Here is an 11,929-nt window from a genome sequence, read left to right on the forward strand (position 1 = left end):
AGCCCCTCGCTTCCTGAGCCGTAGGCATTGAGGACAATCACATGTAGTAAAGCCAACCGACCCCTTGACGGGTCAATCCATACCAGGAGGGGGAGTCGCCTCCCCCGTCCTCTCACACCACCGGGCATACGGATCCGTACCACGGCGGTTCCTGTCATCCACTATTGGACTGAGCTTCGTTCCGCTGAATCCGCCCGCCTGTGTGCTCTAAGCGCTTCGACAGTCGTTGGGCTTCCGGCCCGCCACACAGTTATCGAGAGCCCTCCGGGGAGGCTTCTGCTCGTACACATCAGAAAGCGGTCAACTATCCGCTCGTGACAGGTTCAGCCCTTCAGCTCTTGGTTAAAGAGCCTACTATGGCCTCTGCTGACTCCTGTTCGCCCATCCCGACACCTCACGGTGTCGGTAGCCAATGGCAGGCGAACAGGCCTCTCAGGGTAAGGCGCGCGACCTTCCTCCCATCTACCCGCCGCATCTACTTCCACATCTTCTAGATAGCTATTGGGCTTCGAGTTTCATGGCCCTCTCGCCCAGATGTGGCTGCCTCGTATGCGGTTCCTGTTCGTCGGGCCGGGAGTTTGCCTACAGCTTCCTTCAGATTCCGCCTCACGACGAACACCCTTGCTGTTCAGCTAACGGTTCCCGCTATCAGGGTCCGTAGGGGACTTTCACCCCCAAGTCATCCGGCCAACCACCACGGCGGACCGGATAGCGCCTAATTGGCGCTGCGCGCCATGCCTGGCGCACCAGGAAAAAGCCCCTGACGCTGAGCGTGCAGGGGCGGATGAAACATCATGCTGGCTGAATCGAGCAGCGCGTCACCACGGTTTGGGGAACCCCCCGGTATTCACCGTGCTCCTTCACACGCCCCTTCAGCTTCACTTTCGTCTCTTCGATGGCCTTGCCGGTCTTCCAGACCAGTTGCCGACCATCGGTGTCGCAGAAGATGTGCTTCCACATCAGCCCCCACTTCGTCTCCGAAGTGAAGGACCGCTTGCGTTCACACACCAGCTCCAGGCGTTCGCCCGGCTCGCCGGCATAGCCCAAGGCTATAAGCCCCTCCTGGCCAGCCGCCTGCTCCTTATGGCGGTCGTAGGCGGTGATAGCTGCTGTCATCACCCCGACCCCGCGCCTGAGACCTACCATGTCGTACCGAGCATGATGCACGATCATCGTCTCGAACTCGGAGTGGTCGACCTTCGCCGGCAACACCTCCCGAGCCCAGGCGAGAACAGCATCAGCCTTCGCGACATCCTCAGACGCAAAAGCCGCCATACCTTTGCGGCGCATCACGCTAGAGCGCGTCATCTCGCCAACAATATCAGCGGTGGCCAGATCCCCGGTTTCCTCAGCTCGCGCTCGCGAGACGAATCCACGCTTGCGGATCTGCATGGCCGCGGCGCACATGAGCCAGCGAAGGTCGACCACCGGCTCCGGTGGCCTGCCTCCCTGCACTCCCCTATCCTCATCGATCTCCTCGATCATGTTGATCACAGAGAACAGGATCTGAGCACGCCGAAGCATGGCTTCGCCTCCTTGACGCCCGAGGAAGTCCTTGAGGCACGTCTTGCCTACCTCCAGAATCTTCCCGGTTTCCATCTCCTCCAAGAGGAACAGCCAACGACGCTCACGCGGCTGATGGCAGTGGTCGCAATGCCCTGACGCCTCACCCGACCGATACGGCTCGGGAAGACGATCATAGGCCCATGCCAAGGGAGTGACCCTGGCGGCCGCAGCAGCTGCCATGTCGATCCTGGAAACCAGCCGGTAGCCATCGATCCGCGGCGGCTCTCCCGTGACGCGCACCTTTACGGCTCGGATCATCTCCTCGCGGTGGTAGCCGATCTTGTCCTCGAGATCGAGGATTTCCCGCGTCCAGGGTTTCACCGTCTCTTCAAGCACTTCGATGCTAAACGGCTTCATGCCGAGCTTTGCTGCCTTGCGATCCAATGCTTCCACTTTCACTTTGAGGGCCGGAAGGTGGCTCTTCGGAATCCAGCAAGTGGTCTTGCTCGCTTGGGTAGTCATGATCATTCTCCTCTCTCATTCCTGCGGGATTGCAGGTCTCAAGAAGAGGTAGGGCAGGGAGTGCCCTTCGCAGGCCATCTCAGGGAGAGAAGCCCCAAGCTAGCAGCAAGGGGCTTGAAGGTTTCTTCATCAATTCAGCAGCAGTGAGAGTCGACTGCCTCTACCGCTATAGACGGTCGGGCCTCATTCGGCTCACTACGGTCATGGCAAGGGTGGTTCGCGAGAGGAACCAGCATCTCATTCACCAGCCATTCATAATCATCGGGTATGTCAGCTTGGGTTAGTCTCCCAGACTCCACCATATCCGATAGCCCATCATGAAGCCTTTGGTAAAGGCTAAGAATATCGTCTGCCTTGGGGTTGCTAGCAGGTTGGGCAGGTGCGCTCATGTTTTATCTCCTTTTCATACCAGCTGTATTGCTGGCCTCGCAAGGAGATAGGGGTGGAGCTGACCACCCACCAGACCAGCAAAGAAGTTTGGCAAAGGGGGTATTGGGGCAGGGTGGTTTCGGGGTGGCGGTCGAGGGTGGTGCAGACGCGGTTTCGGTGCCGTCGTGTTTGGTCATGCACTCGCTTCGCTCGCCAGCATCCCGGTTGCAGGGGTGGGGCTGGTATCGTGACTGGATAACTGGCGGTGGGGGATTTTCCTAGAACGCGAGAAGTGACAAGGCCAGGGGCGTTTTCTGGCCTTTTTTGCACCCTGTTATGTTAGGATTAATAGATAAATACCATGTGGAATGATAGATGCCAAAAGCTATTGTTGTGATGAGAAGGATAGAGCGTGGAGAAGTGAGCATCACCATTGAGAAGCTGTATAGGATAGCAGCGACATTACAGTGCGAACCGATAACCTTGCTCCCCAAAATTTCTTCTATCTGCCTACCCCCCCCCTCGTAAGGGTAATAAAAGTTGATAGCTATTTTTAGTTATGTATCGATGCCTTTCTCGAGCGGCTTACACTATGGTTGTACCGTCGATAGTTTCGACTCCCGCCGGGGCCAGTAATCGCTGTATCCAGCCAATAGCACGCCCTCGCTCAACACATTGGGAGAAGAATGCACGCTGCTTGGCTCTGGTAAAGGCAACAAAAAAGGTGTTTAGCTCTTCACCCCGTTGCGGAGTAAGGCTCCACCAAGTCTGATTATCGAGCCCGTAAAATATCATGGTGTGGAACTCAAGACCTTTGCTTTTATGGACGGTCATCAGAGCGACTTGTCCAATGCCCTCAAACTCATCCAGAGCTTCCGTCCAGCTACCGCTATGTTCTGCGCACTCTTTCAGGAGCGTGACAAATCCACTCCAGACCCTTTTAAAGTCTCTGTCCCGCTGATAAGCGGCAAAGGATTGCCGCAGCGCCGGGAGACTGACAAACTCAAGAAGCACCTCTGCAATCGCTTCCGCCGAATCCGGATCAGGCTGGCGACTCGCCAGCTCTGCCCTTAAGTGACGGACGAAAGCTTCAAGATTAACCAGCAACCGCTCCTGCGTAAGATCGTTATCCGGGTCGGCAGCCTCTAGAAACAGATAGTTCTGCTGAGCCAATGCCCAGTTTTCTGGACTTCGGTCCGTCGCTCCCAGGCGAAGCAAAGGAACGAATATACCGGTCAGCTCTTCTCCAAGAAGATCTTGTATCTGAATTTCACCAACTGACCGGGCTGCATTTCTGATCCGGAGACCTCGTGCAGCAAAAGCAGGAGCTATCTCACCCTCAACCTGGTCTGCCCGCATCCTGATCAAAATCGCAAAATCATGTGGTTCGACACTCCCTGACTGCACCTCACGGCTCACCCATTCAGCCAGATAATTGTTCTCGTCATCTGTACTCCGAAATTGCCAGATAGCAGAAATCTCTCCTTCAATTTCACGAATCCCTTGTGCCTGCACCTCTTCCACATTGCCGTCTATCCGGCGGGCTATCTCATGCTGAATACGAACCAGATCCTCATGTGACCGCCAGTTTGAGAGCAATGATATGCGCCCAGCACCAAAATCGTTTTCAAACTGATCGAACGCATCGTTCATGGCTCCCGCCCATCCCATGATGCGCTGTTTATCATCGCCGACTGCAGTGAAAACAGCATCGCTACCACTGAACGCCGTTAGTAGCATGTCGTACTGGGCATAGGTGGTATCCTGGTATTCATCAAGAAAAACGATGGGATATGTTGCCTGTAAAGCTCGGCGGATATATGAGTTTTCCTGAAGCAGCAATTTTACAAGCCTGTTAATCATCGGGAAGGACAGAGATATCTCCTCGCCCCCGAAAAATTGTTCATGCCAGTAATCTGCCAACGCGCGATGTAATTCAGAGCCATTATCTTGGTCAATTGGCAGATCTGTCAGTGGAACTCTTTTCTCAAGACGCTGAGCACTAATACCGCGATAACCGTGACGCTCAAGAAAATCGTCATAATCCCTACTGAACGGAGTAACGATCTGATATGCGCCGGGCGCATTGAACGGTTCTGGCATTGCAGAACGGAATCGATCCAGAAGACCCTTGGTAAAGGCATCAAAAGTCATTGAATCAAAGCGCCGCGCCTGGTTCCTCGGGCAACGTTTTGAAACCCTCTCAGTAAGGTTGTGGGCGGCATCTTTTTTAAAGCTGATGGCCAGAATGCGTTTGTGGGCCGGACAAATACCTGTCTGAAGAAGATAGGCCGCTTTTTGTGCTAGGAACTCTGTTTTTCCGGCACCAGCACCAGCAGTCACGAGAACGCTGCTTTCGGTTTCACGTAAGGCATCCCACGCTCTGTTTTCCAGACCATCGACACCCTGAGGTATCCAGTCATCCTTGCTTACGCGAGTCATGCACCCTCTCCCGGCAGCTCAAGCTTCTGTTTTACATGCTCAATGAGCGTCCTAAGCTCATGAGGTGCTAACCTAGCAATATCGCCGTCAGGGATACGGGAAAAAGCCGTCAGGTGAGTCTCGGGCTTGCTGCTGCTCAGGAATAGATACGGGTACCATTTAAAAGCGTCATCATAATGATGAGGGTATAAAGCGGGATTCCCACCTGTTTTCAGAGTAGTGCGCTTCCTAGCCTGAATTGCCTCTGCACTGCCCATGGGGCCGTGCCCACCGGGGTTAGGTACCTGATATGCCTGCGGAAATGCGCGTAGCATGGCAAAATCGAGATCGATAGGAAAGGAGAAAAAAACACCTTCCTCACGGAAAGCTTGAAGCCAGTTTGCTTGAATATCTCCGCCAAGAAGGTTTTGGTCTGTGAGCTGATCAGCTTCATCAGGATCGACATTGCTAAGTAAATGTTGAGTGTGATTCCGAAAGTCATTTCCGATAGCGGCCAGGTTCTCCAAGCAGCTTCTCATGGTTTTCACCCCGCCATGCCTACGCCCCAGATCAAGATCTAGCAATGTGGCATGTGGAATCTCAAGATCATTAAGCAGCCGCCAGAAATGCGCTACAAACCGTCCTCCTAGCGGGACGACAGGAACAAACGACGGGTCAAGTGGCACACCCATATCTTCTGCTATTTTCGGAATGACGACGCGCTCTGAATCCCCCTCACCCAGGATTACGAATCGCGCAAAATAGAGTTCAGGATATGCTTTTACTGCCAGCCTGACATATACACTTGCCTCGGTACCATCATCCGGCAAAGTCAGCTCGCGGATTGATGAGCACCGAGCGCCTAGATCCATACGATGATATCGCACTTCGTTCGGCTCTATCCGGCTCAGAATCGCTGGTGAATGGCTAGATAGCAGAACCTGCGCGGAAGGCAGTGCGCCTATTTCCCTCGCTTGCCTGATAATACGAGACAAAAAGAACGGTGAAAGGCTATTTTCAGGCTCTTCGATGGCAAGGATTGTTAGGTGAACACGACGTAACTTATCCTGTTCAAATGAACTGTCATCAGCAGGCAAGGCGAAAGCTTCCCGCTCGGTTTCGAGCGTTGCCGCTGTAAGGGCAATATGGAACAGAGATCGCTGACCGTCACTCAGCTCAGACAAGCGACGCTCCTGGCCTTCTTCATCCGGCGAAAAGGTAAATTCGGCTTTACGTACAAGCTCCTCAAAACGGTTTTCGATAAGCCTTAAACGCGGCTGACTGTCTGTATCGGCTTCATGGACCTGTTGCCAACGCAATGAAAGACGCTTCAGCAGGACCTTCGACGGTTCTTCTTCCTCGAAACTGCTCTGGATCTGATCTGCATTATCACAACTTGCTTCCCTGAACGCCGTTGACCATTTGGCAGCCTGCCATAACCGTCCTTTAAGAAGAGCGGTCACCTGTGTCGTCGCATCACGGTTGGCCGGTAAGTAGATAAACTGGATCGAAGAGCGCTCTACGGCCTGGACCTTGGAACAGTCATCCCACTCAAAATTATCATCCAGAACTCTTATCCAGCGAATATCCTCTTCAACTGCCCCCTCCGGCGTACCGTCATCCGTCCATGTAGCTTGTAGTCGTAGCCGGGCCTTTAGGGGCTGTCCTGCACCAGAAGCCGCCATCTGATTGAAGAACTCCGGAACAGCATCAAGAGGAGAACCGTCTTGCTCTGCTAGTTCAGGGAAAGCTAGTACCGCTTCGACAAACAAGCTGTCTCCGGACTGCAGTTCCTGCCGCTCAACAGATATGTGAAAATCACGACGCTGTACCGATCGCTGTGCTGATGATGTACCAAACAACCGGGACACAGCTTGCAGAACTGCCGTCTTTCCGGAGCCGTTTCCGCCGACAAGTGTCGTCAGCTCTTCCTCGAAATTGAGCTCGACCGCCTCATGCCCGAAACAACGAAAGTTCTGCAGTCGTATCTTTTCGATTTTCATTCATCAATACCTTTGTAACTGATTCAGAGGTGGGTCATTAGCTCGCCCCTGTACTCATCTGTAACACAAGCTCATAAACTCGCGTAGGATCTTCCTCGATACCCAGGTTGGGACTTTTACTGTCAAGAAGAGGGTGCGCTGTTTTCATCCAGCGCCGTGCTTGCACTTCACCCATCGCTCTAGCGGCTGCGTTCCAAACATCTTCTCTGCTGGGGGCATCGATGATTTCTCTGCCCACATCACCCATGTGCTGCCATGCCTGTATATCGCCAGGTTCTGGGGCATTGGGATCGCATTGATCTATCAATATGTTGAGCCGAGCGGGTCTAACCGTTGATGCCTTTTCTAGCACTGTTGATGTCTTCAGCAACGCGTCTCGTAACCAAGCTTCAACAGCCGAGCAGACATAATCATTTTCTTGCGGCAAAACCACAGCGCTACTGTGACCGGTCTGAAGGATGAAAAAATATTCGGGGATAGGCAGTGCGTGGCCATCCCGGAGATAAGCCACAATCTCACCGCTCATGTCCGGCAAATAAGATTCATCGCTTTGTAAGCACTCTAGCGCCTGCCGAAACGTTGAGGTAAGCGATCACGCAGATCAAACGCACGGTACGCAAATATGCGTTCTAAGAGATCATCGCTCGATGGCTGGGCTGATGGCATCCTGCTCTCCAAATAGATTACGCATGGCTATTTTCTAAACCACCTTAGCACCAGCTTATTAGATTTGCTCATCATCCTGAGCTTTTTTCATTAGAAGCGCTGCCCGCTTAAAGTTTAACGTTCACTAATTCATCCCATCGCGTGGTGTAGCGTGGGGTGCGGTGTTCAGCGCGTAATGTCCAGGCGTTGCCTGCCCGGGGTAGTCCTAACTGTATGGTTCCTCGCCCTAATTCTCGATTGAGCTTGTCTACAGTGGCCATCAGCCGCTCGCTGCGCGTTGCGTCGGCTTCAGTTTGCGGTGTTTCCGTCAGTGTCAGTTGGCGGTTGGCTTTGGGGGAGAGGTCGAGGAGCATCACGCCGACTTTGTGGAAGGCGTAGCCCTTACGCCAGAGCTGTCGTAGGCCTTGGATGGCAGCCTGAATCAGTGCACGGCTATCGTCCGTCGGACGTTCGAGTGTCACTACCACGCGGTTACGGTATTGCGGTAAGTCATGTCGAAAGGCGTTCGTGCGCACAAACACCATGACGGCGCTGGTCACGCTGTGCTGTGTGCGTAGCTTTTCACCCGCTCGTGCAGCGTGTTGGCGAAGCGCTTCGCGCAGATCGTGGGGGCTATGGGTAAGACGCCCAAACGAGCGGGAAACCATAATCTGTTGTTTGGGTTGGCTCATATCGTCCAGTTGAATCGCAGGCTGCCCGCGCAGTTCCCATACAATGCGTTCTTGTACCACGCTAAACCGGCGTCGTATCTGTTTGGGATCAGCTTCGCGTAGCTGCCAGACGGTCTCTATCCCCATCACGCGTAGCCGTTCGCCGGTGCGTCGGGCAATGCCCCAGAGTTCGGTCACCGGTACCTGTTTGAGTAGCGCTTGCGTGGCAGGACTATCCGCCGTTAACAGGCACACGCCTTGCTCTCGGTAGCCCGGGTGTTTCTTGGCGGCGTGGTTGGCCAGCTTAGCCAGCACTCGCGTAGGTGCGAAGCCCACGCATACGGGAATCCCCGTCCATTGCTTCACGGTTTCACGTAGCCGTTGTCCGTTCGCTTCTAGGGTTGCGGGATCAAACCCCTGAAAGCCGACAAAGCTTTCGTCGATGGAGTACACCTCAACATCCGGCGAAAACTCTGTCAGTACCTCGGTGACGCGGCGGCTCATATCACCGTAAAGCGCATAATTACTGGATAAAAGCGTGGCTTGGCGGCGGATCGACGGAGGTAGTAGGTGTTTGGCGGTGCCCATCTCAACCCCTAGCGCTTTAAGCTCATTAGAGCGCGCCACGATGCAGCCGTCGTTATTGGACAGCACGCCCACGGGACGTCCTACCAGGGCAGGGTTAAACACCCTTTCACAGCTAACGTAGAAGTTGTTGCAGTCCACGAGCGCGATCACTGCGTAGACCCCGGCAGACTGTGCAGCACATGGGTGACGACGCCCCACACATGAGACTCGCGGCCCTCTAACGGGATCGGTGGATAGGCAGGGTTACTGGCTCTCAGATAAGCGCGTTGCCCGACACGCTCTAGCCGCTTCACAGTGAGTTCTCCGTCGACCGCAATCACAATGACACGTCCCGGTAACGGTTCCAGGCTGCGGTCCACCACCAGTAGGTCACCATGATGGATACCATCACCCAGCATAGAGTCACCTTCAGCACGTACGAAAAAGGTGGCTGCCGGTCGTTTTACCACATGACGGTGAAGATCCATCTCCGCATCCAGGTGATCATCCGCCGGGCTAGGAAATCCTGCCCGTACGGCGCTGGCGAACATAGGTAAGGGTTGCGGGATAGGATTTAAGGCAGCCCTGCCTATCCATGATGCGGTGGTGGTCATACGCAAAGCCTCTTCTTTTTACTATATTTATATACAGTATATGATGAGATGCCGCATCCACAAACCCTGAACGAGGATTTACTGCTGATTGTTTGGTTCTTCTCCGAGTTCTTTGAAGGTCGGCGATGCCAGCGCATCTGCATGAGCCGTCTCGGGCGTTAACCCTTTGAGCATCACTGCTTCCCAATCGCTAAGACCCACCGGCTCAAAAGGTTGGCGGTATTCGCGTACGGAGCCCTCCAACCTCTTTAAAGGCAGGTCTCGCCGGTCAACGGCGTCATCGTTAAGGTTATTGCGCTCCAATGGCTTATCCCACTGAGGCTGTTTCTTCGACATGATGAGGTCACTCGCTACGAACCCTGGTGTTCTTTGCATCATGGCAGCACACGGTAGGCTGTCAACGCATGCTGTGTCGCCTGCCACCTCTTACCCCAGAGGCACTGTTTTTAGGGAACTTCCATGAAAGGATCTGTAATAAGGCGATGGCTCGCTGCCATCGCACTCTGTGTACCGTCACTGGCTCAGGCGGACATCATCATCGGAAGTTGGAATATCGGGTATCCGGAATTTCTGGTTGATAAAATGCCAAAGATGTAAAGAAGAAAATCTTTCTCAGCGGATTATCTGATTGATCCTCTTCAGCCTACTCTACTGCCAATTTTCTGTTTCCACCTTCGCCTGAGTCTTCATAGCGATGCTGACTAGGGAGGACAGCGAGAGCTGGGCAAGCGTCAAAGCGGTTCTGGTTCATGCGCAATCCGGACACCTGCACAACATTCCTCTTGTAAGAAACCGATCAAATTCTCTAGGTGCCCATACTCGGGTATACAGACAATCGTGCGGCTATGTTTCTCCTGCCGGATCAGCCCTACCTTGGCCATGCGCGCAAGGTGATGTGATAGCGTCGAAGCAGGAATACCCAGCCCCTTCTGGATATCTCCGACCGAAGCCCCATCATGGCCAGCTTTGATCAGAAAGCGGAACACGGACAGTCGGTGACTATTCCCTAGCTCAGCTAAGCTGGCTGCAACCTTTTCGTGATCCATAGCACGCCCCAATAATTCGATGTTTCTAGAATTATAGTTGACAGGTCGGATAAACGCAAGTAAGCTGCGTACATCATTTCGACAATACTAGAAATATAGGAGTAATATTGAATGTCACCTCAACTCCAAGACGCTCTAGGCATGTTCGCCTTTCTCGCTATCGAGCTATCGGTTTTATTCATTGGCATTAGCTTGCTGGTCGGAGTTCTTCAACGTCACATCCCACCATCCAAGGTGGAAGCGTTACTGACTTCCAGTGGGAAGCGAGGCTATTTTCTTGCTGCTGGTTTAGGAGCTATAACGCCCTTCTGTAGTTGCTCGACTATCCCCATGTTGAAAGGGTTGATTCGGGCACGGGCCGGTTTTGGGCCGATGATGGTGTTTCTTTTCTCATCTCCGTTGCTGAATCCTATCGTCGTCGGCCTGCTGGTTGCCACGTTTGGATGGACACTTACTGCTATCTATGTGCTCGCCGCTTTGGTGGTCGCGGTAGGTGCCGGATGGCTGCTTCACACGCTTGGCTTCGAGCGTTATGTGCGCCGGACGGCGACACAAGAGAGCAGTGGATGTAGTTCATCAGCAAGCCCGTGCAGTGCTACATCGACCGCATCGAGTTGCGGCACCAACAGCTGCGACACCACTCCGAAGACGGCTTCTTGCGGGGCTGATAGGAAGACAACAGTCTCTACGTCTAGCGAATGCTGTGACAGTCAACCCACTGTCACGGTTAAGAAAGAAGGGAAGTACAGTGGTGTGTGGCGGGAAGCTTGGTCGGACTTTATCGATGTGTTGCCTTACCTGCTCATCGGTATTGCGATTGGCAGCGTGATCTATGGTTTCATGCCCACTGACTTATTGGAGCAGTATGCAGGCCCAGATAATCCCTTTGCCATTCCAGTTGCCGCTGTCATCGGCGTGCCGTTGTATATTCGCGCTGAAGCCGTCATACCTCTGGCAGCGGCTCTGATGGCCAAAGGCGTGGGTGCCGGGACGGTGCTAGCGTTGATCATCGGCAGTGCCGGAGCCAGCCTGACTGAGCTCATTCTGTTGCGCTCTTTGTTCACGCTGAAGCTTTTAGCGGCGTTTTTAGCAGTCATTTTTGCTATGGCGATGATTGCCGGTTACGCCACCTACCTGTTTTTCTGATCAAGGCGGGAGATGATTAATTCGTTAAGCCTTCCTGGGTACCAGTTGGTGGATTCTGATGAGCAGAATGAAGACATACATTTTCGGCTTGAAGCACCTACACCAGTAGCCTGCGAGGGGTGCGGCGTGCAGGGTGAGTTCGTGCGGTTCGGCAAGCGTGACGTTCCCTATCGTGATCTGCCCATCCACGGCAAGCGGGTCACTCTCTGGGTGGTCCGCCGCCGATACACCTGCCGGGCCTGCAAGACAACATTCAGGCCCCAGCTACCGGAGATGGTGGACGGATTCCGTATGACACTGCGGCTGCATGAGTACGTGGAGAAGGAATCCTTCAACCACCCCTACACCTTTGTGGCGGCACAGACCGGCCTGGACGAGAAGACGGTGCGCGACATCTTCAACGCCCGCGCCGAGTTCCT

Annotated in this window: 10 protein-coding genes; 2 read left to right on the forward strand and 8 right to left on the reverse strand. The window is 53.9% G+C overall.

Translation table 11 applies throughout. From position 1 onward, the window contains the following. Positions 1 to 792: 792 nt before the first annotated feature. The 8 genes from NH344_RS17130 to NH344_RS17165 all read right to left on the reverse strand — a co-directional run bounded on the left by NH344_RS17130 (position 793) and on the right by NH344_RS17165 (position 10,364). Entirely contained in the window at positions 793 to 2,028 is a 1,236-nt protein-coding gene (locus NH344_RS17130) for a hypothetical protein (RefSeq protein ID WP_230835073.1), read from the reverse strand. Positions 2,029 to 2,982: 954 nt separating this feature from the next. After that, positions 2,983 to 4,839: an ATP-dependent helicase gene (locus tag NH344_RS17135; protein ID WP_230835071.1), complete on the reverse strand. Its 1,857-nt coding sequence runs from the start codon at positions 4,837 to 4,839 to the stop codon at positions 2,983 to 2,985. Next, positions 4,836 to 6,821: an AAA family ATPase gene (locus NH344_RS17140; RefSeq protein ID WP_230835070.1), complete on the reverse strand. Its 1,986-nt coding sequence runs from the start codon at positions 6,819 to 6,821 to the stop codon at positions 4,836 to 4,838. The genes NH344_RS17135 and NH344_RS17140 overlap by 4 nt, the downstream gene beginning before the upstream one ends. Positions 6,822 to 6,858: 37 nt before the next feature. Then, on the reverse strand, positions 6,859 to 7,347 hold the full coding sequence (locus NH344_RS17145) for a hypothetical protein (RefSeq protein WP_230835069.1): 489 nt from the start codon (positions 7,345 to 7,347) through the stop codon (positions 6,859 to 6,861). A 247-nt stretch (positions 7,348 to 7,594) separates the two neighbouring features. Then, a complete protein-coding gene (locus tag NH344_RS17150) occupies positions 7,595 to 8,863 on the reverse strand; it encodes a Y-family DNA polymerase (RefSeq protein ID WP_330165781.1) in 1,269 nt (422 codons plus the stop codon). An 8-nt stretch (positions 8,864 to 8,871) separates the two neighbouring features. After that, complete coding sequence (gene umuD, locus NH344_RS17155; RefSeq protein WP_230835067.1) at positions 8,872 to 9,318, reverse strand: translesion error-prone DNA polymerase V autoproteolytic subunit; 447 nt, start codon at positions 9,316 to 9,318, stop codon at positions 8,872 to 8,874. Between the two features lie 78 nt (positions 9,319 to 9,396). After that, a complete protein-coding gene (locus tag NH344_RS17160; protein ID WP_230835066.1) occupies positions 9,397 to 9,654 on the reverse strand; it encodes a hypothetical protein in 258 nt (85 codons plus the stop codon). Between the two features lie 395 nt (positions 9,655 to 10,049). Next, positions 10,050 to 10,364, reverse strand: a complete 315-nt coding sequence (locus NH344_RS17165) for a helix-turn-helix domain-containing protein (protein ID WP_228168773.1) — start codon at positions 10,362 to 10,364, stop codon at positions 10,050 to 10,052. 111 nt (positions 10,365 to 10,475) lie between these two features. Between NH344_RS17165 and NH344_RS17170 the strand changes: the two genes are divergently transcribed. Together NH344_RS17170 and NH344_RS17175 are read left to right on the forward strand one after the other, a co-directional pair. After that, positions 10,476 to 11,510 (forward strand): permease, encoded by a 1,035-nt coding sequence (locus NH344_RS17170; protein WP_023660029.1) that lies wholly within the window; start codon positions 10,476 to 10,478, stop codon positions 11,508 to 11,510. A gap of 12 nt (positions 11,511 to 11,522) precedes the next feature. Next, a partial coding sequence (locus NH344_RS17175; RefSeq protein ID WP_253028202.1) for a transposase family protein occupies positions 11,523 to 11,929 on the forward strand: 407 nt, incomplete at its 3' end.

The organism is Halomonas sp. Ps84H-12 (assembly GCF_024124725.1).
GTDB lineage: Bacteria > Pseudomonadota > Gammaproteobacteria > Pseudomonadales > Halomonadaceae > Vreelandella > Vreelandella aquamarina.